This is a genomic window from Sphingopyxis sp. SE2 (genome assembly GCF_032227185.1).
Taxonomy (GTDB): Bacteria; Pseudomonadota; Alphaproteobacteria; order Sphingomonadales; family Sphingomonadaceae; genus Sphingopyxis.
Map to the genome: position 1 here is coordinate 1701012 of NZ_JAPMXW010000001.1, position 26944 is coordinate 1727955.

The window sequence follows — 26944 nt, forward strand, 5'->3', positions numbered from 1 at the left end:
CTATGGCGGCGTCGTCACCGGCGGCGGCTCTACCTCGACCGGTTCGGGCGTGCGGTCCTGAATCGGCAGGCGCAGGTCGATGCGGCGACCGCCCACCTCGGTCGAGATCACGGCGTCGCCGTCCTCGATCCCCACGCGCGTCCGGTCGCCGACCGGGATGTCGCCGATATCGGGGATGTCGAGGGGTTCGACCGGACCCGCGGGATCGGCGCGTCGGGGTCGCGGCGCAGCTTTCCGGCCCGATGCCTCGGTCATGAAGTCGCGCCAGATGCGTGCGGGCATGCCGCCGCCCGATATGCCCCGAAGCGGTGTATTGTCGTCGTTGCCGATCCACACCCCGACGACGAGGTCGTTCGCATAGCCGACGAACAGCGCGTCACGATTGTCCTGCGTCGTGCCGGTCTTGCCATAATTGGCCTGCGGCAACCGCGCGGCGCGGCCGGTGCCGCGATTGACCGCGGCGCGCAGCATCGTCTCGATATCCTCATGCTCGCTCGACCCGAAGCGCGACGGCCCCCATACCAGATTTTCGAACCAGCCCTTTTCGGCCTCCTTGAACGCGTGCGGTTCGACCGGATAGCTGTTCGCCGCGACCGCGGCATAGGCGGCGGTCAGTTCGAGCAGGGTCATGCTCGACGTGCCGAGCGCGAGGCTGGGGTCGCCCTTCGGCAGCGGCGCGGTGACGCCCAGGTCGCGCGCCATCGCGATCACCTTTTCGTCGCCGACTTCGCCGAACAGGCGCACCGCGGCGACATTGCTCGACGAGGCGAAGGCGTCTTCGAGGCTGATGTCCTTCGAATAGGCGCCGCCCGAATTTTTGGGGCGGTAGGAGCCGGTTTCGATCGCGCTGTTGTCGATCCGGTCGTCGGGTTCCCAGCCCGCGTCGAGCGCCGCGAGATAGACGAAGAGCTTGAAGGTCGAACCCGGCTGGCGCCGCGCCTGCGTCGCGCGGTTGAAGGGCGAAGCGGCGTAATCCTTGCCGCCGATCATTGCGACCACCTCGCCATTCGGGCGCATCGCGACGAGCGCGACCTGCGCCTTGCCGAGCCCCGCGCGGCCTGTCACGCGGCGCGCGATCGATTGCAGCCGCGCGTCGAGCGTCGTCGTGATTGTCTGGCGCGAATAACCGACATCGCTCAATTTGCGCGCGGCGGGCAGCGCCCAATCGGCGAAATAGGTGCCGGTGGGCAGCGTATTGCGCGTGCGCACGTCGATGCGCGGGGTGCGGATCGCCTTGGCTTCGGCCGCGGTTATAGCGCCGGTGTCGACCATCGCGTTCAGGACGAGTTTCATGCGCTTTTCGGCAAGATCGGGATTGCGCGTCGGCGCGAGGCGCGACGGCGCCTGCACCAGCCCGGCCAGCATCGCCGCCTGCGCGGGGGTCAGCTTTTCGGGATGGCGGTAGAAATAATGAAGCGATGCCGCGCGCAGGCCATAGGTGTTGTCGCCGAAATAGGCGTTCGAGAGATAGCGTTCGAGAATCTCGTCCTTGGTCAGCCAGGCTTCGAGCCAGAAGGCGATCAGCGCCTCGCGCGCCTTGCGGCCCAGCGTCCGCTTCGGCGTCAGGAAGGTGAATTTGGCGAGCTGCTGGGTGATCGTGCTGCCGCCCTGCGTCCGGCCGCCGGTGACATTGCTCCACACCGCGCGCGCGATGCTGCGCGGGTCGATGCCCCAATGGCTGTAGAAGCGCCGGTCCTCGATCGCGAGAAAGGCGCCGGTGACATGTTTGGGAAGCTTCTTCGCCTCGACCGGTGCATCGACGATGGCACCGGTGCGCGCGATCGGCGTGCCGTCGGAAGCAAGCAAGGTGATCTGCGGCGGCGCGATCGGTTCGAGCGATTTCGACAGCGGCGCGGTGAGTGCGAGCCAGCCGACGAGCAGGAGGAAGGTGACGCAGAAAATGGCGAAGCCGCGCGAAATGCGGCGCATCCATTTGCGCCGCCGCGTTTCGGGAACGGGCGGCTGCGGGGGCGGCGCCATGTCGGCGAAGCGCCCATCCGGCGGCATCATCGCGAGGGTGGGGTCGGGGCCGTCGGGTTTACGAAACCAGGTCATGCTCGGGGCCGTATTACAGCCCCAATACAGCATAAGCAAATGGATTGGGGCGGGCGCGGCTAAATCTGATCCGCATCCCCGAGCCCTTCGACTGCCCTGACGGACGCTCAGGATAAACTTCGGCCTTTGGCCGAAGACGAGGGGCTATGCCGAGCGAAGTCGAGGCTGCGGGGTTACGCGGTTCTCGCTCCGCTCGAACGAGCCCCTCGTCTTCGCTCGGGGATGCGGAAGCTTCGGATTTCGCGCAATGGGTCTAGTCGGCGGGATCGTCGCGATCCTGCTGCCGCGCGCCGCCATGGTCCTTCTTGATAAAGCTCATCTTGCCCTGCGGCTCGAGGATCGCCCAGGCGACGTCGGCGAGCCGACCGATCCCGGCGAGCCGCATTTCGGAGAGGATTTCGTCGCGCGTCAGCCGGTCGCGGCGCAGGTTCTCGGTCACGATCCGGCCGTCGCGAACGACCACCCGCGGCGTCCCTTCGAGCAAATCCTTCGCGCGCGGTACCAGATAGGCGGTCCAGCTGAGGACCAGCGCCCAGAAGGCGAAGGTGCAGATCGCCAGCGTCGCGCCGGTCAGGCTGAAATCATTGTGCGTCACGCCCTGCTGGATCAGGTCGCCGAGCACGACGAGAACGACGAATTCGAACGGCGTCATCTGGCCGAGCTCGCGCTTGCCGAGCAGGCGGATCAGCAGGAACAGGACGAAGAACATCACGGTGGCGCGAAGGACGATATCCATCAGGGAAGCACCTTTATCCTCAGCGGCATCGCACCGATGGGCCGGTCGCCGTCGAACACCGCGATCTCGCCGCGCGTGCCCGCGAACAGCGGGGGGTTGATCTGGCCGTCGATCTTGACCTGCAACCGCTCACCGGCGTCGAGCGGGCCGTAGGAGAAATGGAAATATCCGTCCTCGAAGCTCTCTTCGGCCGGCGCCGGGATCATCGTGTTGACCGTCATGTCGTGCCACAGCGCCGGAGTCACCGCGATCACCGCATCGTCGAGCGGGGCGTTGGCGGTCAGCGTGACGTCGGTTTCGAAGAATTCGCCGTTGCGGATGATCACCGGCGTCTTCACGGTCAGGCGGGCGGCGCCGAAATCGGCGGTGCGCGGGGGGCTCGGCTGGCCGCCGGTTAAACCAAGGACGGCGGCCAGCAGCAGGCTGCCGAGGAGGAGGATCGATATCGGGCTGGCGTGCCGGTCCCAGAAACGCTGGCGCGACGGCTTCGCATCCTCCAGTCCTTCGAGCGCTTGCATCCCATCCTCCTGCCCGGCCGTGACCGGCCGAGAGCCCATATTGGACGCTTGGCGCGGCGGTTCGTTCCCGCGGGTTCGGTGGTCGGCAGTGTTATCTAGGCGGCGTTCGCGAGCGTGTCGCGCGCGATGCGTTGGAGCGCCGTCGCCTGCGCATCCGACAGACCGAGTTCGTCGGCGCCCTTTTCCTTCGGACCCAGCGTCGTGGGATCGATCCCCGTAACCGCGCTGAAGGTAACGAGCGCCGAGAGATAATAACCCGCGACGCTCGCGTGATAATGGTCGTAAGCCCAAAGGTCGAGCTGGTCATAACCGATCCCGTCATAGGGATTGGGGTCGGCGACCCCGCTCGTCATCGCGCGGTTCCACGCTTGCCCGACCGGCAGCACGCCCGCGACCGCGGGGTTGGCGGACCGCGCGCGGTCGGCGGCGGCACGAAGGTCTTCGGCCATCGCCGTCACCGGCTTGCCATACCAATGCCCCTTGGGCTTATAGGCCTGGTCGGCGCGCGACCAGGTCGCGACGAGGCGGATGTCGACCGCGGGATTGCGCGCCTTGAACAGCGCCGCGAGGCGGCCGACATTGCGGATATATTCGGCGGGATCGCCGGGCCGTTCACGGTCGAGCGTGCTATATTCCTGCAGCACGACGACGTCCCACGCGCGGTCGAAACGCTGGCGCCGCTCGTCATAATGAAAGCCCAGCGTCTTGCCGCCCTGCGTTTCCAGGCTGACGCGATAGTCGAGCCCCGCCTGCTCGGTGAACAGCTTGAACAGCGCGGGCACGCCGCCGTAACCCGCATTGTTGAGGTCGGTGACCGACCCCGCGCGCCAGTTGCGCGCCGCCGAATGCGCGCCTTGGGTGAAGCTGTTGCCGATGAAAAGGATCGTTTTCGGCGCCGCCTTGGCCTCGGCCGCCGACGCGGCAGCTTCACCATGCGGGGCGGTGCTGGCGACCGCCTGGCCGGGCGCGCACCCTGCCAGCATCAGCAGCACCGCTCCCGACATGGCCTTCAGGGGTCCAGTGGATCGAAGCCCCGAAGCTCTTTGCATTGCATTTCCCATCAGAATTTCACCGTCGCACCGACATAGAAGCGGCGTCCGGCAATATCATAGACGCCGTTCTGGTTGGTCAAGCGACCGCTCTCGGTCCCGCTCGGCAGGAAGGGGCTGGTCGAATTGAACAGATTGTTCACCCCGCCATAGAGGCGGAATTCCTTGCCGCCGCTGTCGATATCGAACGACATAAACAGGTCGTGCTCCCACACGTCGCCGATGTTGAGGAAAATCGGCACCTCGGCATTCGGGTTGGTTTCGAGGAGCGCCGCATATTGATCGGCGAGCGAATTGCTGTCGTTGATCTTGCCGTAATAAGTCGTCGTCCAGCGAATGCGGAAATTGTCGAGCTTCCAGCTCAATGAGCCGCGCGCGCGATATTTGAAGCTGCCTTCGGCAAGGTCGCCCGCAAGATCGTTGGTGACCGTCCCGTCGACGCCCTGGAACTGCACCTTCTGCTTCAGCACATGCGTGCCGTCGTAGCGCAGGTCGAAGCGGCCGGGAATGCCGAGCGCGTCGTCGAGGCGGAAGCGATAGTTGAACGCGACGTCGATCCCCTGCGTGTCGAAGCGCGCCAGATTGACCTGCCGCTGGACCAGCTCGACGATCTGGCCGTTGTTCGCGTTGCGCGTGATGTCGGCGCAGAAGGGGTTGTCCGCCTGCGGCACGTCGGTGTCATAGCATTGCAGCTGGATGTCGCGGTTCGAATAGGCGTCGATCGCGTCCTTGATGCGGATGTCGTAATAATCGACCGCGATCGTCAGGCCGGGCACGAAACGCGGCGCGATCACGGCGCCGAGCGTCAGCGTATCGGCGGTTTCTTCCTTGAGGTCGAGGTTGCCGCCGTTGGGGCTGTAGAGGTTGTTGCCCGCCTGCGAATATTGCTGCGTTACATTGTCGGCCGCCTGCTGCGCGAACAGCGCCTGAATGCCGGGATCGAGTCGGCAATTGGCCGCAATCCGCCCCGCCGTCGTCGGAGTGACGCCGTCGCAGAGATCGTTCGCGGCCTCGAAATTGCCGCGCGGCGGCGAATAAAGCTCGGCGATGTCGGGCGCGCGCTGGGCGCGGGCATATTGCGCGCGGAAGCGGATATCGGGGATCGGGGCATATTGAACGCCGCCGCGCCAGCTGAACACCGTCCCGACATTGTCGATATTATAGTCGGCGACGCGCGCCGAGGCATCGACGCTAAGCAGATAGGCGCCCGGCGCGTCGCGGAGGAGCGGCACGCTGACTTCGCCATAGCCTTCCAGCGCGCGGATCGAGCCGCCGAAATTGGGCACCGCGTTGCCCGTCGTTCCGCCCGTTTGCGACAGGAGGTCGCCGGTGAGTTCCTGGCTGTCCTTGCGGTAATCGATGCCGAAGGCGGCGCCGACCGGACCGGCGGGAAGCTGGAAGAGTTCGCCGGTGACGAAGGCCTGGCCGGTATATTGGCGGATCGTCAGCTCCTGATGCAAGTCGGCGCGGATCCACGCCGCCGCCTCCGGCGTGATCGCTCCTTCGCCGAACAGGTTGATCGGCACGCAGCCCGCGGCGCGCGCGTCGGCGTCGGCGCATTGCGGCCCGTTGGCTCCCATTTCGGCATCGAGCGCCTGCGTCAGGTTGACGCCGTTGATCTCGTTCCGGCGCCACTGGTCCTGCTTGTACTGGCCGTAGCCGAAGCTCGCTTCCCAGTTCCAGCTGTCCGAAATCTTGCCGCGCAGGCCCGCCCAGCTGCGGATCGTCTCGCGCTTGTTTTCGGTGATCTGGCCGCCGACCTCGTCGAAGCGGCGATCCCAGGCGATGCCGACGCCGGAGGACGGCGTTTCGTTGCCGCGCAGTTCGGCGGGGACGAAGGGATTGCAGGGGCCATTACGCAAGCACGGGATCTTGCCATATTCGACCTCGGTCGTGATGCCTGTGACCGGATCGGTCAGCGGATAGGTCGAATCCCAGCCGATACCGACCGATTCGCGCGTTTCGCCCGAGGTGATCCGCGAATATTGGAGCTGCGCGAAGGCCTCGACCGCGTCGGAAAATTCAAATTCGAGCTTGGCGGCGCCGAGATAGCGTTTGCGCGCGAGGATCAGCGAGCGACCGGTGCGCTGGTTGTAGCCGTCGCGATTGGGCAGGAAATAGCCCGTGTTGCCGTCGTCGGTGGTTCCCACTCCGATCGGCTCGCCCGTCTGGACATCGGGGCCGAGCGGCGCGAGCTGGCCGTTCCGGTAAAAACGGTCGCGCCGCGAACTGACTCCCGAAAACACGCCGCCCGGAATGAAACTGCTGAGATCGCTCATCACCAGCGGCGGAAATTCGGACGCAGGACGCGATCCGCTGGCGGGCGCGCCGTTTTCGTTGATATAGACCCCCTCGAACTCGTTGATGCCATTATCGAAATCATAATCGTAGGACACCGGCCGCACCGCCCATTCGCGGTCGACCGCGCGGATGCCCCAGTCGCGGTCATAGGTGCCGCTGAGGAGGAAATAGCCGCGTCCGTCGGCGAAGCGCGTGCCATAGGTCGCGCCGAGCGTCAGCTCCTGCCCGTCGCCCTCCGAGGTGATGCCCGCACGTGCGCGCAGCGTCAGGCCGCGCTCATTCTTCTTGGTGATGATGTTGACCACGCCCGCGACCGCGTCCGAACCATAGACCGACGAGGTGCCGCCGGTGATGACCTCGACCCGGTCGATGAAATCGCTGGGGATCGTCGACAGGCTGACGAGATTGCTGATCCCCGAGTTCGACACGGTGCGGCGGCCGTCGATGAGGACGAGCGTGCGGTTCGAGCCCAAGTTACGCAGTTCGATCGAGCTGAGGCCCGAATTCTGCGTGTTGCCGGTGACCGTCGAATCATTGTTCGCCGACGACAGCTGCGGCAGGTCGGCAAGCGTCTCGCTGAGTTCGCTATCGCCCGCTTCGAGCAAATCTTCTGAGGTCACGCCGATCACCGGCGCCGGCGTGTCATAGGTTTCGCGCGCGATGCGGCTTCCGGTAACGACGATCGCTTCTTCGCCCGCCGCCGCGGCGGCAGCAGCTTCGTCTGGCGTTTCCTGCGCGGCGAGTGGCGCGGCGAAAGCGCCGATGCCGGCGAGAACCAGCACGGTGCGGCTGCTGTGGCGGGCCCAGCGGGCTTTGGTCATATTCATTGTCTCACTCCCCATATCTTGTTCTTGTCCGGTCAATCGGCGTCGGTTTCGATCGGCTGTGCGGCGAGCGGCGCGGGCTCGCCCCCCAGCGCGCGGTGAAGCGCGTCGCGGTCGAGCGCCTTTTCCCATCCCGCGACGACGATCGCCGCGAGCGCATTGCCGATGAAATTGGTGAGCGCGCGGCACTCGCTCATGAAGCGGTCGATGCCGAGGATCAGCGCGAGCCCCGCGACGGGCACCGACGGCACGATCGACAACGTCGCCGCGAGCGTGATGAACCCCGCGCCGGTAACCCCGGCCGCGCCTTTCGAACTGACCATCGCGACGAGCAGCAGCGCGATCTGGTCGCCGAGGCTGAGATCGACCCCGACCGCCTGCGCGATGAACAGCGCCGCGAGCGTCATATAGATGTTGGTGCCGTCGAGGTTGAAGCTGTAGCCGGTCGGCACGACGAGGCCGACGATCGGCTTCGCGCAGCCCGCCTGTTCGAGCTTCTGGATCAGGCTGGGCAAGGCCGCTTCGGACGACGAGGTACCGAGCACGAGCAGCAATTCGGCCTTGAGATAGGCGATCAGGCTGAAGATCGAGAAGCCGCACAGCCGCGCGACCGCGCCGAGGACCACGATCACGAAGAAAAGCGAGGTCAGGTAGAAGGTCGCGATGAGCAGGCCGAGGTTGGCGAGCGATTCGACGCCATAGCGGCCGATCGTAAAGGCCATCGCGCCGAACGCGCCGATCGGCGCGAATTTCATCAACATGCCGACGAGGCCGAAGAAGACGACCGAGACTTTTTCGAGCAGGCCGAGCACCTGCTGTCCCGGCTCGCCCGCGTGCGACAGCGCGAGGCCGAAAAGGATCGCGGCGAACAGCGCCTGCAAGATCGATCCCTCGGTCAGTGCCGAAACGAAGGTGGTCGGAATGATTTCGAGCAGGAAGGCGGTGAGCGTCGCTTCGTGCGCCTTCGCCTCATATTGCGCGACCGCCCCGGCATCGAGCGTCGCCGGGTCGATGTTCATGCCCGCGCCCGGCTGGATCACATTGGCGACCACCAGCCCGACGATCAGCGCGAGCGTCGAGAAGAAGAGGAAATAGGCGAAAGTCTTGCCGACGACGCGGCCGAGCGCCTTGGTCTCGCCACCGATCGAAGCGATTCCCGTCGCGACGGTCAGGAAGATGACCGGCGCGATGATCATCTTGACGAGCTTGATGAAACCGTCGCCGAGCGGTTTGAACTCGGTCGCCACCGACGGCCAATAATGGCCGAGCAGCACGCCAGCGAGGATCGCGCCGAGCACCTGGACATAGAGATGTGCCCACCACGGCCGCGGATTCGGCTCCGCCTGTATCGCGTTCAGATCGATCGTGGCTGCCACCAGCCTCTCCCCATTCTCGCGCCCATCGACGCATCTCGCGGCCGTCGAGCGACCTTTCCGCTAATCTAGGAGCGGCGCAGAGAGGGGGTCAAACATGACATGAGATGGGCACAATATCATGTAATAAATAGATTTTATATATTCGCGTATCGACCGGCGAACGCATATTGTGCGATTCTCCGCATACACTCGGCAATGTTTGTGCAATAATCCGCACATGCCTTCGATGAGCGATTCGACTCCGATCGGTCCCCAAGCCAACCGCCGGCGCGTGATCGTCGCGGCTGCGGCGGGACTTGCCATCCTGCTCGTCGCCGGGTTCGCGCTTGCGCAGTGGGCGGCGGGCCGCGCGAGCGCACAGGCCGATCTGGAGGCGCGCCAGAATGCGCGCGCGCACGCGAGCCTGCTCGAAAGCGAATTGCAGAAATTCCGCCTGCTGCCTCGCGTCCTCACCGAATTTCCCGACGTGCGCGCGGCGCTCGCCGACAAGAGCGCCGCCGCCTCGCGCCGTCTCGACCGCGAACTCGAGCAGCTCGCGGCGCGCACCGATGCCACGGTGATCTATGTTCTCGACGCCGGCGGCACGACGATCGCGGCGAGCAACTGGCGCGCGCCGACGAGCTTCGTCGGCCAGAACTACCGCTTTCGGCCCTATTTCCAGGGCGCGATGCAGCGCGGCGCGGCCGAGCTGTTCGCGCTCGGGACGGTGAGCGGACGCCCCGGACTCTATCTGGCGCGGCGCGTCACCGTGGGCGGACGCCAGCTCGGCGTGATCGTGCTCAAGGTCGAGTTCGACAAGCTAGAGGCACGTTGGGCCGATTCACCCGCGACGACGCTGGTGACCGACGCGGCGGGGATCGTCGTGATGAGCAGCGATCCGCGCTGGCGCTTCCGCTCTTTCGCGCCGATCTCGGCCGAAGCGCAGCAACGGCTACGCGCGACGCGCAGCTATGGTGAGGCGCGGCTAGCTCCCCTGCCCGCCGACCGCATCGACGGCGATCTTCGTATCGGCGACGATCTGTTCCGCCAGGCCGACGAGCGCGTGTCGCTCCCCGGCAGCACGCTCCGCCTGCTCCAGCCCGCCGGGCCCGCGCGCGCCAGCGCCGGCGCGATCGCGCGCGTCATCTTCCTGATCCTCCTTATCCTGGTAGGCGCGGCGATCGTCACGCTGCTCCGCTTCGTCGAGCGGCAGACGATGCGGCAGGCCGCGCACGAAGCGCTCGAACGCGAGGTCGCCGCCCGCACGCGCGATCTGCGTACCGCCAATGAGGAGCTACGTCAGGCATCGGAACGACAGGCCGAAACCGATCGCCGTTATCGCGCCGCGCGCGAGGAACTGGCGCAGGCGAGCCGGCTCGGCTCGATCGGGCAGATCACCGCGGGCGTCGCGCATGAGATCAACCAGCCGGTCGCCGCAATCCGGACCTTCGCCGAAAACGCGCTTGCCTATCTCAATCGCGAGCAGGCGGGCAAGGCGCGCGGCAATCTGGACCATATCGTCGAGTTGACCGCGCGGGTCGGGGCGATCACCGGCGAGCTGCGCAATTTCGCGCGCCGCGCGCCGGCGCCGCTCGGTCCCGTCCCGATGCAATCGGCGATCGACGGGGCGTTGCTGCTGATCGGCGACCGGCTGCGCGCGCAGGGCATCGCGCTCGACGTGGAGGTAGAGGATCCGGCCATCGCGGTGCATGCGGGCCGCGTGCGGTTGGAGCAGGTGCTGATCAACCTGCTGCAAAATGCCGCTGAGGCGGTGCGCGACGTCGACGGTGCGCGCGTCACATTGCTGGCGCACGGCAGCGCCCCGGTGCTGATCGACATTTGCGACAACGGCCCCGGCGTTCCCGCCGAGATCCTTCCGCAGCTGTTCACGCCCTTCGTCACCGGGCGGCCCGACGGGCTGGGACTGGGGCTGGCGATCGCGAGCGACATCATGAGCGGCTTCGGCGGCACGCTGACGCTCATCCCCTCGCCGCTCGGCGGTGCAGGCTTTCGCCTGACGTTGAGGCCGGCATGAGCTTCTTCACCGCCGAGCAGACGATCTTTTTCGTCGACGACGACTCCGCACTGCGCGAGGCCAATGTCCAGACGCTCGACCTTGCCGGGCTGACAGCCGAGGCCTATGCGGACGCGCACAGCGTGCTGCCGCGGATCGCCGCCGATTTTCCGGGTGTCGTCGTGACCGACATCCGGATGCCGGGGATGGACGGGCTCGAGCTGCGCGCCGCGATCCACGCGATCGATCCCGAGATTCCGGTCGTGCTGATCACCGGCCATGCCGACGTCGCGATGGCGGTGCGCGCGCTGCACGACGGCGCCTTCGACTTCCTCGCCAAGCCCTTTGCCGCCGACCATCTGGTGGGCGTCGTTCGCCGCGCGCTCGCGCACCGCGCGCTGATCCTCGACAACCGCCGGCTGACCGCGGCGGCCGCGGCGATCGACAGCCCGCTGATCGGCGAAAGCCCCGCGATGGTGCGGCTGCGCGAAACGATCGCGCAGCTCGCGCAGGCGGACATCGACGTGCTGATCGAGGGCGAGACGGGGACGGGCAAGGAACTGGTCGCGCATATGCTCCACCGCCAGAGCCGGCGGAGCGCGGCGTCGCTCGTCGCAGTCAATTGCGCCGCGCTGCCGCAAGAGCTGGCCGAAGCCGAGCTGTTCGGCAGCGACATGATCGACCGGGCGACGGGCAAGCTGGGACAGGCCGGGCGGATCCGCAGCGCGCATCGCGGGACCTTGTTCCTCGACGAAATCGACACGATGCACCCCGCGGTGCAGGCCAAGCTGCTCCGCGTGATCGAGGAGCGCGAAGTGCAACCCTTGGGCGCCAGCGCGCCCGAACCCGTCGACCTGCGCGTCGTCGCGGCGACCAAGACCGACCTGAGGGACGCGGTGCGCGGCGGCGATTTCCGCGAAGATCTCTATTACCGGCTGCACGTCGTGAAGCTGCGCATCCCGCCGCTGCGCGAGCGGCGGTCGGACATTCCGCAGACCTTCGCCTTCTTCCTCGACGAAGCCGCGGCGAAGATGGGGTTGGCGGGGTTCCGGATCGACGACGCGGTGCGCCGCCACCTTGTCGAGCACGACTGGCCGGGCAATGTCCGCGAGCTCAAGAATTTCGCTTATAGCGTCGTGCTCGACCTGCCGTCGGACCCCGGCCGCGCGGCGATGCCCGCCGACGCGCCGCTCGCCGAGCGCGTGCGCCGTTTCGAGGCGACGATTATCGAGGACACGCTTGTGCAGACGCGTGGCCATATCGCCGAAACGATGGCACGGTTGGGGGTGCCGAGAAAGACGCTTTACGACAAGATGGCGAAGCTGGGGATCGATCCCAAGCAATTCCGGAGCTGAACCTCGTCTATTTTCCCTGCGCAGCAAGCACGCGCAAGATGTTGCCGCTCCACATCTTCTCGATGTCGGCGTCCGAATAGCCCGCCGCCTTCAGCCGTTCGGTGACCTTGGGCAGCGCCGAAATATCCTCGATGCCGGGCAGGCCGCCGCCGCCGTCCCAGTCGGCACCGAAGCAGATGTGATCCACCCCGCCGACCTCGATCGCGCGCAGCACCATCGTCATATAATCCTCGAAATCGGCCGCCCACAGCGCCTCGGTCTTGTCGAGTTCGCGCCACTGGCGATTGAGATCGGCCTGTTCGGCGGGAGACAGTGACCCGATCCGTTCATATTTGCCGAACAGCTCGCCGCGCGCGGCCGACATCTTCATCTCCGACATGAAGATGGTCGAGATGCACATCGCCCCGCCCTTCGCCGCGAGCGCCTTCAACCGCCCCTCGTCGAGGTTGCGCGGATGGTCGTAGGCCGACCTCAGGCTCGAGTGCGACAACAGGATGGGATATTTCGACAATTCGAGCATCTGGTCGAACGCCGCGTCGGACGAATGGCTCGCGTCGATGACGATGCCGAGACGGTTCATCTCCGCCACCCACTGCTTGCCGAGCGGGCTCAGTCCCTTCCAGCGTCCCTCGCCCGTCGCGCTGTCGGCGAATTGGTTATCCTTCGAATGCACCGGCCCGGCGAGGCGCAGCCCCTTGTCGTAGAACTCCTGGAGCAAAGACAGATCCTCGCCGAGCGGATAGCTGTTCTCCATCGACTTGAAGGCGATGAGCTTGCCTTCCTTGTTCAGCCGCACTGCGTCGGCCGCAGTCCGCGCAGGCGCGATGGCGTCGGGATATTTGGCGATGGTGCGGTCGATCAGCGCCGACCGCGCCCGCGCGAAAGCCAGCGCGTCGGCATAGCCCTTGGCGGTCAGCGGGCCTTGCTCGGTATAGATGGCGAAGAAGCCGCCATCGAGGTTGCCGTCCTTCATCCGCGGGATGTCGAGCTGCGCCATATCGTCCGCGAGCGCGTGGCGATCGGCGAAGCTCCAGCCCGTGCGTTCGAAATGAAGCGGCGTGTCGAGATGCGTGTCGAGCACGAGCATCCGGCTGTGCAGCGGCGCTTCGGGCGCCGCCTTCGGCTGGTCGCCGCCGGTCGAGCAGGCGGTCAGCGCGGTGGCCGTCAGCAGGATCGCGATAGGCTTCACTTCTTGTCCTCCACAGGCTTCAGGTCGAGATCGTGATAATCCCAGCTGAAGTCGGCGATCTTGCTAACCGCCTTCATCGTCACGCCCGTCACCTTGCCGTCGGCGTCGAGCGCGAAGGTCACATAGGCGGGTTCGATCGCCGGATCGTCGAATTTGGTGACGAAGCTGTCATATTGCCAATGGTCGAGCCGCCCCGCCATCCGCGGCGTTGATGTAAAATCGATCGTCAGCCCCTTCGCGTCCGAGCCGATCACGACGTCGCCATACCAGGGGTCGCGATAGCGCCCGGCGTAGCCCGCCAGCGCGAGCGAGGGACCGCTCTGCGCCGGCGATGCCTTCGACTGTTTCAGAAACTCGACCCCTCCGGCGAGCCGCGCCTGATACCAATCCTCCCATTTCGTAATCCAGCCATATTCGGGCTGGTCCAGATAATGGTCGAGCAGATCGTAGGTGAGGCCGAGGAGCATCCCGCTGTCCTCGCTGTTCATCATGATCGCGAAGCCGACATTTTTGTCGGGGATCATCACGACGCGCGTGATCGAACCGAAGACGCCGCCGCCGTGCTGGATGATGCGGTGGCCGCGATAGTCCTGCACATTCCAGCCGAGCGCATAGGCCTGCTGCGTCGGCTGCGCGGGTTTGAGCGCGTCGGGCAGCGGGGTGATCGGCACCGGCGTCACCGGCGTCCACATCTCGGCCGCCTGTTCCTCGCTGAACAGGCGTTTCCCATCGGGGAGTGCGCCATGCGCGAGCTGGACCTTGAGCCACGCCGCCATGTCGTCGGCGCTGAGCGCCAGCCCGCCCGCGGGGGCACCGTTGCGGCCGAGTTCGTCGCGCTCGTTCAGCGCCTGTTGCGGGCCGAGCCCGCGCAAGGGGCCCGACAGCCGCGCGTGCGGCCACGACCGGTTGGCAATGCGGAAGCGGTCCTCGCTGTCGCTCGTTGCATTCTTCATGCCGCCGGGGCGCAAAACGTGCGCGCGGATGAAGTCCTCCCACGTCTGGCCGGTGACCTCTTCGATCAGCTGACCCGCGACCGCGTAGAGGATATTGTCATAGGCATAGGCCGAGCGGAAACTCGTCTTGGGCTTCAAATAAGCGACGCGCTCGACCGTCTGCTTGCGCGTGAGGTGCGTGCGCGGCACGAACATCAGATCGCCCTGCCCGAGCCCGAGCCCGCTGCGGTGGACGAGGAGATCGCGGATCGTGATCTCGCGCGTGACCCACGGGTCGTACATGCGGAACCACGGCATATGTTTGATGACGGGGTCGTCCCACGCGATCTTGCCTTCGTCGACCAGCACCGCGAGCGCCGCGGCGGTCATCGCCTTGCCGGTCGAGCCGGTCTGGAAAATCGTCTGTGCATCGACCGGCGCGCGCTCGCCGAGCTTGCGCACGCCCCAGCCGCGCGACAGCGTCGTCTTGCCGTCCTCGACGATCGCGATCGACACCCCCGCCGCGCCAATTTTCTTGCGCAGCGCCTCGACGCTTTCGCCGATGTCGGCGGGCGGCTCGGCCCACGCCGGCACGGCGACCGACAGCATCAGCGACAGGGCAAGCAGGCGTTTCATGGCAAAGCCTCCATATGGGGAGCGAGTGCGGGGCGCAGCAGGCGCCAGATACCGACGGTGAGCAAGGGCAACACGAAGGTCGCGAGGAACAGCCACGCGAGGAAGCGGTATCCGCTGGCGATCAGGTCGACGAGGCCGACGCGCGCCGCGACGAACATACAGCCGACGAGCACGACGCCGCCGATCGCCGCGCGCGCGCCGGTCCCGAGCGGCCGGCGGCCGCGCGCCTCGACGACGCCCGACACGCGCTCGTTGATCGCATGGATCGCGCCAACCCCGCTTTCGAGCAGCGCGGCGAAGATCATCAGCTGGAACAGCACATGAAAACCCGGCACCGCCATCTGGCGCAGCAGGAAATCGGAGGGCAGCGTCTCACCGCCAATCGCGGGGTAGAAAGCCATCATCGCGACGAAGAAGAGGATCGCGGGCAGCATCGTCAGCGGCCCTGCGATCAGCCCGGCAACCACGGCATCGCGCTGGCTCGTCAGGTGACGGAGGACGGGCAGTATAACGACCGCCCCGACGATATTGTAGCTCGCATAGGTGATGCCGCCCGCCACCCAGTTCCCCGAAGGCGGCGGCGCATTGGCGAAACCGCTCGCGATCAGGTCGCCGAAGCTGGTGAGCGCGAACAGCAGGAACAGCGCGTAGACCGCATAGATCAGCATCGAGGCATATTTGAACAATGTCTCGACCAGCGCGGTTCCGAAGGCGGTGAAACCGAGGATGCCGAGCGCGAGCAGCACCGATCCCGCGAGCTCGGGCCAGCCGAACGTCGCCGCGCCGATCGCACCCGCAGCCGCACCGAACACCGCGAGGATCAGTACGACGAAGATCAGATAGGCGACCTCGAACGCGATCCAGGCGGGGCCGAGCAGTCCTTCGAAGAAGCTGCGATAATCATAGGCCCGTATCCGGCGCGCGAGCGCAAAGGTCAACGCGGCGACGACGCTCCAGATCAGCGTCGCGAGCAGCATGGCGGAAAGCCCGCCCCAAGGCCCCGACGGCACGAAATATTCCGCCAGTTCGCGCCCCGTGGCATAGCCGCCGCCGATGATGACGGCCTTCAGCGCGAAACCGGGCAGCAGGAAGCGCTGGAACCAGCTCGACCTGCCACCCGTCTCGCCCACACTCATGCGAGAATATTGTCCACGAGCGCATCGAAGGACGCGCCGCCGCGGATCGGATCGGTGACCGGCAGGCCGAGGCGTTGCCGCTCGGCCGCCATCAGCGCCTCGGCCGCGTCGGCGTCGTAAGCCGAGGTGTTGAGACTCACGCCGCCGCAGCGGATCGCGGGATTGGTGCGGCTGCCGAGGCGGATCGTCAGGTCGATCACCTCTTCGATGCTCGGCAGTGCAAAGCTTTCCATGCCGAGAATCACCTTGCGCGCCGGATCGTGGCAGACGACGAACACGTCGGGCTGGCTGCCGTGCAGCAGGCCGAGCGACACCGCCGCATAGGCGGGATTGAAGATCGATCCCTGCCCCTCGATCAAATCCCAATGGTTTTCAGGCGCGTCGGGGCTCAATATCTCGGCCGCCCCGGCCTCGAAATCCGAAACCACCGCGTCCATCGGCATGCCGCCGCCCGCGATCATGATCCCCGTCTGGCCGGTCGCGCGGAAATCGGCGTCGATCCCGCGCGCGACGAAGGCGCGATGGAGCGCAAGCGCCGTATATTTCTTGCCGAGCGCGCAGTCGGTGCCGACGGTCAGCAATCGTTTGCCGCTCCGCTTGCGCCCATTGGCGATCGGAATCGACGGCGGCGGGGTGCGCACGTCGATCAGGCGCTGGCCGGTGCGCCGCGCCGCCTCGACGAGCGCGGGGATGCTTGTGAGCCGCGTGTGGAGCCCGCTGACGATATCGAGCCCCGCCTCCATCGCCTCGACAAGCACGGCGACCCACGCGTCGCCGATGACGCCGCCCTGGTTCGCGACGCCGATCACCAGCGACTTCGCCCCCGCGGCACGCGCCTCGGCGGGGGACAGCCGCGGCAGGCCGGCGCTGACCGAGCAGGCGCCGATTCCATATTCGCCGACGCAGCGGTCGGCCGCCCAGTCGGCGAGGCCAAAGGCGGTCTTGGCATAGCCCGCCTCGGTCGTGTCGCCGAGGAACAGCAGATAGGGTTGCGGCAGGGTCAGGCTTTCGGCCAGTCTGCCGGTGGGCGCGTTCATCTTGTCCAACTCCAGTTCGCTCAGAAAGCCATGTCGAGCGCGACGCCGATCGTGCGCGGCTGCAGCGGCGAGATCCCGAGGAAGCTCGGCTGGTTCAGCCCGTCGGCAAACGTCGATCGCGCCATCTCGCCCTTGTTGTCGAGCAGATTGCGCGCATAGGCGCGGAGCGTCCAGTGATCATCGAAGGTCACCGACGCGTTGAGATCGACCGACGTATAGGCCTTGGCGCGCGCGACGAGCGGATCGCTCTCGACCAGCGACAGGCGGTTGCTCGCGTGGCGGATGCCGGCGCCAAAGCTGCCCTTGTTGCCGCCGCCCAGTTCGAACTCGTAATCGGCGCGCAGCGCGCCGCTGAACTTGGGCACCGCGGGCAGGCGGTCGCCATCGACGCCGCTGATCTCGGGCACGTCCTCGCTAAGCGTCGCGTCGGTGTAGCTGCCGGTGGCGCTGATCGTCAGCCCCGCCGCCGGGCGCAGCGCGAGGCTGCCTTCGAAACCCTTGCTCGTCGCCTTGCCGCCGTTCGCGCCGCCCGACACGCCGCCGAAGGCGCGTGTGACCTGGATGTCGGTCCAGTCCATCCAGAAGAAGGCGGCATCGACCGACACCATGCGGTCGGCGAAATCGGCCTTCAGCCCGACCTCGTAATTGGTCATGCGGTCGGCATCGACGCTCGGCGGGACATTGGGAACGATGACGTTCGGGCCGCCGGGGCGATAGCCCGTCGCGACGCGGGCGTAGAGCATCGCATCCTCGTTGATGTGGAACTGCGGGCTGACCGAGAAGGTCCAGACGCTTTCGGCCGATTCACCCGGATCGTTGGCGCTGGGAACGATCGCGCCTTCGCTGATCTGGGTGAAAGTCTGTTCGTTGCGCGCCCAGCGGAGGCCGCCGGTCACTTCGAACTGCTCGCTCAGCTTGAAGGTCGCGTTGCCGAAGATCGCATATTCCTTGTAGGTCGCGGGCAGCCCGACGATCGCCAGCGGGTCGAGGCCCGGGATGCTATTGCCGTCCATGTCGAACGACCGCACGAGCTGGGCATTGCTCGTTTCCTCGTCGGTGAAGAAACCGCCGATCATCCATTCGAACCGCCCGCCGCTCGGCGAAGCGAGACGGACTTCCTGCGTCCATTTCTTGAGCCCGAGGTCGAGCGAAAAGGGTGTGATGCCCGGATCGACCGCGCCGTCGGTGAGCAGCGGGAACAGCACACCAAAGGCGTAGCTTGCATCCTGCACCTGCCGGCTCTGCGTCTGACTATATGTCGTCGCGGAGGTCAGCGTCGCGGCGCCGAAATCATAGTCGATCGTCGCCGAATAATAATCGAGATCGATGTCGTAGGATTCGGGGACATAATTGTTGAACGAATGGCCGTTGCCGAGCCGGTTGCCGTCGAGATCGGCGGCGTAGAGACCATTTCCGTCCGAATCGAGCGACTGCCAGATGCCCGCGAGCTTGATGCTGAGCTCGGGCGTCGGCTGCCACAAGAGCGCGGCGCGGCCGCCGCGCTGTTCATAGTCATTCTGGTCCTTCAGCCCCGCATTGTTGACGCTGTCGACCCAACCCGGCGTCTTGCGCCACGCGAAGCTGCCCGAAATCGCGAGCGTGTCGGTGACGATCGGCGCGTTGGCATAGACCTGCCCGCCCCAGCCAAGGCTACCCGCGTCCTTGATCGTGAAACCCTCGACGCCCGCGCGCACCTTGAAAGCGCTCGTATCGGGCTGGACGGTCACATATTTGACGAGGCCGCCGATCGAGCTGGCGCCGTAAAGCGTGCCCTGCGGCCCCTTGAGCACCTCGATGCGTTCGAGGTCATAGGGCATGAGGTCGATCGTGAACGACCCCGCCCGATTGTAGAGCGCGCTCGACCCCACCGGCGCATCATCGAGATAGATGCCGACGGTCTGGCTGGCGTTCAATGGCGCGACGCCGCGCAGCGTGATCGTCGTCTGGCCCGGCGTGCCGCCATTGCTGACGTTCATGCCGGGAACATAGCCCGCATAGTCGACGAGCGAGGCCGAACCCTGCTCCTGCAGTTCCTCGCCGCTGACCACGGCGATCGATATCGGCACGTCCTGCACATTCTGGACGCGCTTTTGCGCAGTGACGACGATCTCGCCCGCGGCTTCGATCGCGCCCGCTTCCTGCGCCTGTGCCGGCATCGCGGCGATCACCGCGGCGATGCTTGCTGCAACGAAAAGTCCCTTGTTCATCGTCTTACCCCCAGACTTGGGCGAGCAGGCGGCGGAAATTGCCACCGAGCACGGCCCGGATGTTATCGTTCGAATAGTTGCGGCGGATGAGTTCCTCGACGAGATCGAAGGTCTTCAACGGATGGTCGAAACCGTCGATGTCGATCTTGTCGCGAAAAGCGTAGCTGCCCTTGTAGCTGCCCTTGAGCGCGGCATATTCGTCCGGCTGCATGTCGTCGTAACCGTGCAGGTCGGCGTCGGAGCCGATCCCGACATGGTCGATGCCGACGAGCTTCGCGACATGGTCGATATGATCGGCCATATGCCCCACGTTGGTCGGGTCGGTCGTCCGCACGAACATGCGCACCCCCGTGATGCCCATCACCCCGCCCTTTGCGGCGAGCGCCAGAATCGCTTCATCGGTCTTTACGCGCGGGTGATCGACGAGCGCGCGGGCGTTGCTGTGGGTGATCGCGATCGGGCCCTTCGCTATCTCGATCGCGTCCAAGGTCGTCTTGTCACCGCAATGCGAGACATCGACGAGCATCTTCTGCTTTTCCATCTCGGCGATGATCGCCGCGCCATAATCGCTGACGCCGCCGTCGACGCGCTCGGTGCTGCCCGACCCGATCCGGTTCTGGCTGTTGTAGGTAAGCTGCGCGCAGCGGAGGCCGAGGCGGCGGAACAGCGCGACATCCTCGACCTTTTCGAAATGCTCGGCATTCTGGATGCCCATGATGACCGCGCATTTCTTTTCCGCCTTGGCGCGGTCGAGATCGGCGACCGTGTCGACGAGGGTGAAGACATGGCTGTTGCGCCCGGCGAAGCCCTGCCAGCCGGCGAGGAATTCCATCGCCTGCGCCTTCGCGTCGGGGCCGCCAAGGCCGTAAGCGTTGTGAAAGCCGGTGATGCCGCTCGCCCGGAACTCGGCGGCTTCGGCGTCGGTCAGCCGGTGCGCGACATAATTCTCGTCGAGCGTGATCTTGAGCGGCGCGAGCATGTCGATGACGAGCGACGAGGCGACGAGGTCGACCGCGCGGCGCGAATAGGCCTTCGCCGGGGCCGCCGCGAAGGCATAGGCGCCGCGATTCACCATCGGCGCGGACAAAGCGACCCCGACCGCGCCCGCGAGTGCCGCGCGGCGCGTCATCGGGAATGACGACGTCATTCCAGCCTCCCTCAATGAAATCTCAATTCAAAGACTATTGTCCTAATCAGAAAATTGTCAACCCGTTTAGGACATCAAATTGTCACGAACCCCAAATTTCTGCCGGGCAATGGATCATCCCGCCGCGATATTCGACACCCGGCACGCGATCGCGCGCAAGGAAGGTCGGCCCGTCGAGATCGACGATGTCGCAGAGCTGGCCGACCAGATAGGACGGCGCCATCGACAGGCTGGTCCCCATCATGTTGCCGACCATCACATCGAGCCCGAGCTTTTTCGCCTGCCGCGCGATCGCCAGCCCTTCGGTCAGGCCACCGCATTTATCGAGCTTGATGTTGACGATGTCGAAGCGCCCGACGAGTGCGGCGGTATCGACGAGCGAGAGCGCGCTTTCGTCCGCAGCGAAGGGCAGCGGCCGCTTCAACCCGTCGAGGTCGGCCTCGCGCCCGCGCCTGAGCGGCTGTTCGAGCTGCGCGACGCGCGCAGAGACGAGCACCGGGAGCAGGTCGGCGAGCGTGCCGACGTCATAGCCCTGATTGGCGTCGACGCCGATCCACGCGTCGGGGCGTGCGGTGCGGATCGCTTCGATGCGCGCGATATCGTCGGCAAGGTCGCCCGTCAGCTTGACCTTGATCGGCGCCTCCGGGTCGATCGCTAACGCGGCCTTCGCCATATTCTCGGCGCTGTCCGCCCCGAGCGTCAAGGTCGAGCGCAGAGCCCTGGGCTGCTCAAGCCCCGCGAGCGCCCACACGGGACGTCCCGCCTGCTTCGCTTCCAGATCCCAGAAAGCGCAGTCGAGCGCATTGCGCGCGCCGCCGGGCGGCAGCAGATGCTGCAATTCCTCGCGCGTTGCGCCGCGCTCGATGTCATCGCGAACCCGTGCCGCTTCGGCCAGCATATGGTCGATGTCGTCCCCGAGATAATAGACCCCGGCTCCTTCGCCGCGCCCGACATGTGTGCCGTCGGATATCTCGGCGACGAGCAGCGCGGTTTCGGTGAAGACGTGGCCGGAGATGCGGAAGGGCTGATGATAGGGAAAACGCTCGACCCGAAGGTCGAGCGTCAATTTCGAGGCCTGCTGCGTCGCCATCAATAGACCATCCCGAAGCCATAGAGATGGAAGACGAGCGTCACCCAGACGAGTACGAGCGCGGCGAGCGCGAGCAACACCGCGCCCAGCTTCATCGTCCACTTCTGCTTGCCCTTGATGCTGAGCCAGAGATGCCAGGCCGCCGTCGCCAGCAGACCGAAAGCGGCGAGCGGGGTCAGGATACGCAGCAGGTGGATGAGCCAGTCGAGCGGCCCGCCGATGCTGCCGATGTCGGCTGAGAAAGCGGCGATCAGCCCGATCCATCCGGCGAGCGCGCCGAGCGCGATCCAAGCGAAGACACGCGACAGGCGATAGGCGCGGAGCGACTTGTCCTGAAGCGCGAACTCGGCCTTGAAGCTGCGCCGCACCAGCGCACGCACCGGCCATGCCAGCGCCGCGAGCAAGATAATGCCGAAGGCGAGGATCAGCGCGGGATTGAGCCATGCGGCGTTGACGCCGGCGGGCGCGGGCTCGAAGACCATGAAGGGCGACCCGGCGTCGATGCTCCAGCGCACGACGCGGCCGTCCTTGACCTCGGCGGCAAGACGCTCGCCCGTGCCCGTATCGCGCCACACAAAGGGTTCGACCTCGACCCAGTCGCGCGCGCCAGCGCCGAGCCCGTCGAGCGCGGGGAGCGTGATCTTTCCATCCTCGGTCAAGCTGATCGACGCCTGCCCCAGCAGGCCGAACAGGCTCATGAAATTGGTGAAGGAGCCGCGGCTGCTGATATAATTGCCGACCATCATCTGCGCATGCTCACGCGCCGTCTTGGCATCGACCTGCGCCGGCTTTTCGGCCGGACCCGGCAGGTAGCGATCGGCGAATTTGTGGAACAGCGCGCTGCGCACCGCACCCGCCGCGCCGTCCTTGCCCGCGCTGTTCATCGATACGAAAACTCCGGTATCGGCGTCGGGGAACAGCCAGAGGTAGGAGTGGAACCAGACGGTGTCGCCGCCATGCGCGATCGCGCGGTGGCCGTTGACCCATTGTTCATAAAAGCCGAGCGCCATGCTGTTAAGCGGGCCGACGCCGGGGGCCTTGAAATCGTGCATCATCTTCGCGGTTTCGGGCTTCATCAGCCCCGCGCCGTCATTGAGGTGCGCAATCATGAACTTCGCCATGTCGGCGCCGCTCGACGACAGGCTGCCCGCGGGCGCGGGGATCACCATTTCGAACGGCTCGGGCTTCCCGGTGACGTCGGGATAGCCCTTCGACATATGCGGCACGAGGCGCGCGGGAAGCGGCTGGCGGAACGACGAATGCGTCATGCCGAGCGGCTGGAAGATATGATTTTCGATATAATTGTCGAACGGCTCGCCGCTGACGCGCTCGACGATATAGCCCGCGAGCGCGGTGGCATAGTTCGAATAGGCCGGGGTCGTGCCGGGCGCGAAGACGCGCTCGGGCAGCGCAAGCGGCATCTGCTTCTTCAGCGTCATCACCGCTTTCGGATCGCTGCTGATCAGGTGGCGCACCGATTCCTCGAAGCCCGCGGTGTGCGTCATGATGTTGCGCATCGTCACCGGCTTGCCCTCATAGGGCGGAATCTTGAAATCGAGATAGGCGTTGACGTCCTTGTCGAGGTCGATCTTGCCGGCCTCGACCTGTTGCATCACCGCGGTCCAGGTCAGCAGCTTCGACACCGAGCCCGGGCGGAAAAGCGTCGTCTCGGGCAGGACGGGCGCACGCTTGGCGACATCCGAATAGCCATAGCCCTTCTGAAGCACGACCTCGCCGCCGCGCACGACGACCACGACCGCGCCCGGAATGCGCCCGCGTTCGAGGGCGTAGGGCAGATAGCCGTCCATCCACGCTTCGAGATCCTTGGGGTCGAGCGCGACCGGCGCCGTAGCCGTCTTGGCAACCGGCGCAGTCGCCTCGGCCTTCTTCACGGCGGGCGCGGGCACCGGCCCCTGCGCCGCGAGCGGCAGCGCGGCAAAGGCCGCCAGCCCGATCATCGCCTTGCGGATGAAACGCATCGCTTTCCCCTTTTGTCTGGCGCGCCTGTCACACCTTGCGGCAAGCCGCGCGACCCCTTACCAAGGGACCAACAGTTGTTGGCCCAATAGGGACATAATGATCCTGATTAGAAAATTGTCAAATATGGAATGGAAAAACTGATGGCGGACCGTGCAACCCCGCCGACGCTCGGCACGGTGATGAAGGGCATTCGCGCGCGAAACGGCTGGACGCTCAAGGAAATGAGCGCGAAGTCGGGCATTCCGGTTTCGACGCTGTCGAAGGTCGAGCATGACCGGCTGACGCTGAGCTATGACAAGCTCCAGCAACTGAGCCAGCGACTCAAGATTCGCATGTCGGACCTGTTCGCCGAGGATGAGGAGGACAGCACCCCGCGCGTCACCGGGCGCCGCAGCATCGGAACGATCGAGCGCGCGGCGCGCGTAACCACCGACAATTACGACTATCATTACCTCTGCACCGATCTGCGCCAGAAGCGGATGATCCCGATCCTGACGCGCATCCGCGCCCACAGCGCGAGCGAGTTCGGCGAGCTCGTCCATCACCAGGGCGAGGAATTCATCTATGTCCTCGAAGGGCGGATCGAGGTGCACAGCGAATTCTACGACCCCGTCACGCTCGACGTCGGCCAGGGCATCTATATCGATTCGTCGATGGGCCACGCCTATGTCGTCGCCGACGGGTATGACGAAGCCCTCGTCCTCGGCGTCTGTTCGAGCGCCGACGACGGGCTGATGGACAGCTTGATGAGCCTTCACGGATAACCCACCGAAAAACGGAGAAGAAAATGGCACCGCCCCGGCGCTTCGCACCCTCGCTTTTGCTGCTGTGCAGCTCGATGCTGGTCGCGGGGCCGATCGCCGCGCAGGCGCCGGCCTATGACCTGATCATCCGTGGCGGCACCCTCTACGACGGGTCGGGCAAGCCGCCCGTCGTCGGCGATCTCGCAATCAAGGACGATCGCATCGTCGCGGTCGGCAAGGTCGACGGCACCGCGAAGAGCGAGGTCGCGGCAAAGGGCATGGCGGTCGCGCCCGGCTTTATCAATATGCTGAGCTGGGCGACCGAATCGCTGATCGCCGACCCCAAAAGCCAGAGCGACATAAGACAGGGCGTCACGCTGGAGGTGATGGGCGAAGGCTGGTCGATGGGGCCGATGAACGCCACGATGAAGCGCCAAGAGACCGAGCGGCAGGGCGACATCAAATATCCGATCGAATGGACGACGCTTGGCGACTATTTCGGCTGGCTGGAGAAGCGCGGCATATCGACCAATGTCGCAAGCTTCGTCGGCGCGGCGACGGTCCGCGTGCACGAGCTGGGCGAAGGCGACGTCGACCCGAACCCCGAGCAGCTCGCCCGGATGCGCGCGCTGGTGAAGCAAGCGATGAATGAAGGCGCGATGGGGGTCGGCAGCTCGATCATCTACGCGCCGGGCTCCTACGCCGAGACCGACGAGCTCGTCGCGCTGACGAGCGAGGCCGCGAAATGCGGCGGCATGTATATCAGCCATATGCGGTCAGAGGGCGACCGGATCGAGGAGGCGGTCGACGAGCTGATCGAGATTTCGCGCCGTTCGGGCGCGCCCGCCGAAATCTATCACCTCAAGATGGCGGGGCGCAGCAATTGGGGCAAGCTCGACACGATCGTGAAGAAGATCGAGGATGCGCGCGCCGCGGGGCTGCGGATCACGACCGACATGTACACCTATACGGCGGGAGCAACCGGGCTCGACGCCGCAATGCCGACGTGGGTGCAGGCGGGCGGGCTCGAGCAATGGATCGAGCGGCTGAAGGATCCCGCGATCCGCGCGCGCGTCGCCGAGGAAATGAAAAAGCCCGGAAGCGACTGGGAAAATCTCTATTTCGGCGCGGGCGCCGACAAGATGATCCTCTCGGGCTTCAAGAATGACGCGCTGAAACCGCTGACGGGCAAGACGCTCGCCGAAGTCGCGAAGATGCGCGGCAAGTCGCCCGAGGAAACCGCGATGGACCTCGTCGTCGAGGACGGCTCGCGCGTCGGCACCGTCTATTTCCTGATGTCCGAGGACAATGTCCGCAAGCAGATCCAGCTTCCCTGGATGAGCTTCGGGTCGGACGCGGCGTCGCAGGCGCCCGAGGGCGTTTTTCTGAAATCGGGGGCGCACCCGCGCACCTATGGCAATTTCGCGCGGCTGCTCGGCCGCTATGTCCGCGACGAGAAATTGATCCCGCTCGAACAGGCGGTGTACCGGCTCACCACCCTGCCCGCGACCAATTTGGGCATCAAGGATCGCGGCGCGCTCAAGCCCGGCTATTATGCCGATGTGGTGGTCTTCGACCCGGCGACGATCGGCGACCGTTCGACCTTCGAGAAACCGCACCAATATTCGGTCGGGGTGCGCGACGTGTTCGTCAACGGCGTCGCGGTGCTGCAGGGCGGCGAGCATAGCGGCGCGACGCCTGGCCGCGCGGTGCGCGGCGCCGGGTGGAACCGCTGTTCCTAAGCGGCGGCTAAAAGCCGCCGCTGCTCGGCGGGTGACTTGAACAGGAAATCGTGCGGCAGACCGAGGCGGACGCTTGCCTGACAATGCGGCGCAGCACGGTCGACATGGTGATCGGCGAGCCGGCCGGCGATGCCCAGCGCGGTGCGGTCGAGCCGTGTCAGATCATAGCGCGGGCCGAGGTCGAGCTTGCGACGGATATGATCGGGCAAGAGCGACACCGACGCGCGCGCAATGGCGCGATGCAGGAAGCGCGGCACGCCCGGCGCGGCGCGGCCCGACTGGATAATATCGAGAAATTCGAAGATGATCGGATGCGGCTCGAAGCGCGGTTCGAGCTCCTCCATCATCGTCATGAAGGCCGCCACCGTCGGCGGCGTACGCCGCGCCCCGAACTCGCGACCGATCGCATCGCCATCGGCCATGAAGCGATCCTTGTCGGCGTCGCTCAGGGGGTGGACGAAACGATCATAGGCCATCAGGAAGCCGTATGAGGCGGTCGCCGCGACCCAGTCGAGCAGCAGCGGGTCCATCGCACGATATTTGTCGCCCGCCGGCGTTTCGCCCTTCACCTTGCCGTGCATGCGGTTGACCTTGCCGATCACCTCCTTCGCGGCGCTTGCGGGCCCATAGCAGGCGAGCATCGCGACGAGACCCGTGCGGCGCGAACGGCCGATCGGGTCGGCCTTGTAGGTCGAATGATCCCACACGCCCGACCGGATGCGCGGCTCGGCGAATTCGAGCAGCACCGCCGCGATGCCGCCGATGCCGAGCGCGATCGCATTCTTGTAGACGCGCCACTGGACGCTGTCCGGCGCGAGCAGCGCGGGTTCGCCGAGGGGCGCGGCGAAATCGATCGCCGTCCCCAGATAATCCTCCTGCATCGGCGCACGCACCACTT

The 26944-nt window shown here is 65.9% G+C and carries 19 protein-coding genes; 4 read left to right on the forward strand and 15 right to left on the reverse strand.

Annotation, left to right across the window (positions count from 1 at the left end):
* The 6 genes from OVY29_RS08140 to OVY29_RS08165 form a co-directional block, all read right to left on the reverse strand.
* Complete coding sequence (locus tag OVY29_RS08140) at positions 1-2055, reverse strand: transglycosylase domain-containing protein (RefSeq protein WP_200880141.1); 2055 nt, start codon at positions 2053-2055, stop codon at positions 1-3.
* Between the two features lie 253 nt (positions 2056-2308).
* Complete coding sequence (locus OVY29_RS08145; protein WP_037554029.1) at positions 2309-2791, reverse strand: DUF421 domain-containing protein; 483 nt, start codon at positions 2789-2791, stop codon at positions 2309-2311.
* Positions 2791-3309 carry a hypothetical protein gene (locus tag OVY29_RS08150; protein WP_152567562.1) on the reverse strand — a complete coding sequence of 173 codons (519 nt, stop codon included), beginning with the start codon at positions 3307-3309 and terminating at the stop codon, positions 2791-2793. Before OVY29_RS08150 ends, OVY29_RS08145 begins: the two co-directional genes overlap by 1 nt.
* A gap of 95 nt (positions 3310-3404) precedes the next feature.
* The gene (locus tag OVY29_RS08155) at positions 3405-4313 is read right to left on the reverse strand and encodes a DUF4886 domain-containing protein (RefSeq protein ID WP_052182049.1); all 909 of its coding nucleotides are present in this window, start codon (positions 4311-4313) and stop codon (positions 3405-3407) included.
* A gap of 56 nt (positions 4314-4369) precedes the next feature.
* On the reverse strand, positions 4370-7486 hold the full coding sequence (locus OVY29_RS08160) for a TonB-dependent receptor domain-containing protein (protein ID WP_313911160.1): 3117 nt from the start codon (positions 7484-7486) through the stop codon (positions 4370-4372).
* A gap of 32 nt (positions 7487-7518) precedes the next feature.
* Positions 7519-8862: a dicarboxylate/amino acid:cation symporter gene (locus OVY29_RS08165; RefSeq protein ID WP_037554026.1), complete on the reverse strand. Its 1344-nt coding sequence runs from the start codon at positions 8860-8862 to the stop codon at positions 7519-7521.
* Between the two features lie 223 nt (positions 8863-9085).
* On the opposite strand from OVY29_RS08165, the gene OVY29_RS08170 reads away from it, so the two are divergent.
* Together OVY29_RS08170 and OVY29_RS08175 are read left to right on the forward strand one after the other, a co-directional pair.
* Positions 9086-10873 (forward strand): ATP-binding protein, encoded by a 1788-nt coding sequence (locus OVY29_RS08170; RefSeq protein ID WP_161786527.1) that lies wholly within the window; start codon positions 9086-9088, stop codon positions 10871-10873.
* On the forward strand, positions 10870-12207 hold the full coding sequence (locus OVY29_RS08175; RefSeq protein WP_037554025.1) for a sigma-54-dependent transcriptional regulator: 1338 nt from the start codon (positions 10870-10872) through the stop codon (positions 12205-12207). The genes OVY29_RS08170 and OVY29_RS08175 overlap by 4 nt, the downstream gene beginning before the upstream one ends.
* Before the next feature lie 7 nt (positions 12208-12214).
* Here the strand turns inward: OVY29_RS08175 and OVY29_RS08180 are convergent, their stop codons facing one another.
* The 8 genes from OVY29_RS08180 to OVY29_RS08215 all read right to left on the reverse strand — a co-directional run bounded on the left by OVY29_RS08180 (position 12215) and on the right by OVY29_RS08215 (position 23560).
* Positions 12215-13396, reverse strand: a complete 1182-nt coding sequence (locus tag OVY29_RS08180; RefSeq protein ID WP_037554023.1) for a dipeptidase — start codon at positions 13394-13396, stop codon at positions 12215-12217.
* Positions 13393-14964 (reverse strand): serine hydrolase, encoded by a 1572-nt coding sequence (locus tag OVY29_RS08185; protein WP_313911161.1) that lies wholly within the window; start codon positions 14962-14964, stop codon positions 13393-13395. The genes OVY29_RS08180 and OVY29_RS08185 overlap by 4 nt, the downstream gene beginning before the upstream one ends.
* A complete protein-coding gene (locus OVY29_RS08190; RefSeq protein WP_037554020.1) occupies positions 14961-16100 on the reverse strand; it encodes a membrane protein in 1140 nt (379 codons plus the stop codon). The genes OVY29_RS08185 and OVY29_RS08190 overlap by 4 nt, the downstream gene beginning before the upstream one ends.
* A complete protein-coding gene (locus OVY29_RS08195; RefSeq protein WP_037554058.1) occupies positions 16097-17137 on the reverse strand; it encodes a DUF1611 domain-containing protein in 1041 nt (346 codons plus the stop codon). Before OVY29_RS08195 ends, OVY29_RS08190 begins: the two co-directional genes overlap by 4 nt.
* A 20-nt stretch (positions 17138-17157) precedes the next feature.
* A complete protein-coding gene (locus OVY29_RS08200; protein ID WP_037554019.1) occupies positions 17158-19344 on the reverse strand; it encodes a TonB-dependent receptor in 2187 nt (728 codons plus the stop codon).
* Positions 19345-19348: 4 nt separating this feature from the next.
* Positions 19349-20491 carry a dipeptidase gene (locus OVY29_RS08205; protein WP_037554018.1) on the reverse strand — a complete coding sequence of 381 codons (1143 nt, stop codon included), beginning with the start codon at positions 20489-20491 and terminating at the stop codon, positions 19349-19351.
* A gap of 82 nt (positions 20492-20573) precedes the next feature.
* Positions 20574-21581 (reverse strand): dipeptide epimerase, encoded by a 1008-nt coding sequence (locus tag OVY29_RS08210; protein WP_037554017.1) that lies wholly within the window; start codon positions 21579-21581, stop codon positions 20574-20576.
* Positions 21581-23560, reverse strand: a complete 1980-nt coding sequence (locus OVY29_RS08215; protein ID WP_037554016.1) for a serine hydrolase domain-containing protein — start codon at positions 23558-23560, stop codon at positions 21581-21583. The genes OVY29_RS08210 and OVY29_RS08215 overlap by 1 nt, the downstream gene beginning before the upstream one ends.
* Positions 23561-23701: 141 nt before the next feature.
* On the opposite strand from OVY29_RS08215, the gene OVY29_RS08220 reads away from it, so the two are divergent.
* Positions 23702-24325 carry a helix-turn-helix domain-containing protein gene (locus OVY29_RS08220; RefSeq protein ID WP_037554057.1) on the forward strand — a complete coding sequence of 208 codons (624 nt, stop codon included), beginning with the start codon at positions 23702-23704 and terminating at the stop codon, positions 24323-24325.
* A 23-nt stretch (positions 24326-24348) separates the two neighbouring features.
* On the forward strand, positions 24349-26046 hold the full coding sequence (locus OVY29_RS08225) for a D-aminoacylase (RefSeq protein WP_313911162.1): 1698 nt from the start codon (positions 24349-24351) through the stop codon (positions 26044-26046).
* On the opposite strand, the gene OVY29_RS08230 is transcribed toward OVY29_RS08225, so the two are convergent.
* Positions 26043-26942, reverse strand: a complete 900-nt coding sequence (locus OVY29_RS08230; protein ID WP_235211443.1) for an oxygenase MpaB family protein — start codon at positions 26940-26942, stop codon at positions 26043-26045. The genes OVY29_RS08225 and OVY29_RS08230 overlap by 4 nt on opposite strands.
* Positions 26943-26944 lie beyond the last annotated feature (2 nt).

Excerpts from the sequence above, each read along its gene's own strand:
- OVY29_RS08140 (WP_200880141.1), bottom strand. The coding sequence starts at position 2,055 with ATGACCTGGTTTCGTAAACCCGACGGCCCCGACCCCACCCTCGCGATG.
- OVY29_RS08145 (WP_037554029.1), bottom strand. The coding sequence starts at position 2,791 with ATGGATATCGTCCTTCGCGCCACCGTGATGTTCTTCGTCCTGTTCCTG.
- OVY29_RS08150 (WP_152567562.1), bottom strand. The coding sequence starts at position 3,309 with ATGCAAGCGCTCGAAGGACTGGAGGATGCGAAGCCGTCGCGCCAGCGT.
- OVY29_RS08155 (WP_052182049.1), bottom strand. The coding sequence starts at position 4,313 with ATGTCGGGAGCGGTGCTGCTGATGCTGGCAGGGTGCGCGCCCGGCCAG.
- OVY29_RS08160 (WP_313911160.1), bottom strand. The coding sequence starts at position 7,486 with ATGAATATGACCAAAGCCCGCTGGGCCCGCCACAGCAGCCGCACCGTG.
- OVY29_RS08170 (WP_161786527.1), top strand. The coding sequence starts at position 9,086 with ATGAGCGATTCGACTCCGATCGGTCCCCAAGCCAACCGCCGGCGCGTG.
- OVY29_RS08175 (WP_037554025.1), top strand. The coding sequence starts at position 10,870 with ATGAGCTTCTTCACCGCCGAGCAGACGATCTTTTTCGTCGACGACGAC.
- OVY29_RS08185 (WP_313911161.1), bottom strand. The coding sequence starts at position 14,964 with ATGAAACGCCTGCTTGCCCTGTCGCTGATGCTGTCGGTCGCCGTGCCG.
- OVY29_RS08190 (WP_037554020.1), bottom strand. The coding sequence starts at position 16,100 with ATGAGTGTGGGCGAGACGGGTGGCAGGTCGAGCTGGTTCCAGCGCTTC.
- OVY29_RS08195 (WP_037554058.1), bottom strand. The coding sequence starts at position 17,137 with ATGAACGCGCCCACCGGCAGACTGGCCGAAAGCCTGACCCTGCCGCAA.
- OVY29_RS08200 (WP_037554019.1), bottom strand. The coding sequence starts at position 19,344 with ATGAACAAGGGACTTTTCGTTGCAGCAAGCATCGCCGCGGTGATCGCC.
- OVY29_RS08205 (WP_037554018.1), bottom strand. The coding sequence starts at position 20,491 with ATGACGTCGTCATTCCCGATGACGCGCCGCGCGGCACTCGCGGGCGCG.
- OVY29_RS08210 (WP_037554017.1), bottom strand. The coding sequence starts at position 21,581 with ATGGCGACGCAGCAGGCCTCGAAATTGACGCTCGACCTTCGGGTCGAG.
- OVY29_RS08215 (WP_037554016.1), bottom strand. The coding sequence starts at position 23,560 with ATGCGTTTCATCCGCAAGGCGATGATCGGGCTGGCGGCCTTTGCCGCG.
- OVY29_RS08220 (WP_037554057.1), top strand. The coding sequence starts at position 23,702 with ATGGCGGACCGTGCAACCCCGCCGACGCTCGGCACGGTGATGAAGGGC.
- OVY29_RS08225 (WP_313911162.1), top strand. The coding sequence starts at position 24,349 with ATGGCACCGCCCCGGCGCTTCGCACCCTCGCTTTTGCTGCTGTGCAGC.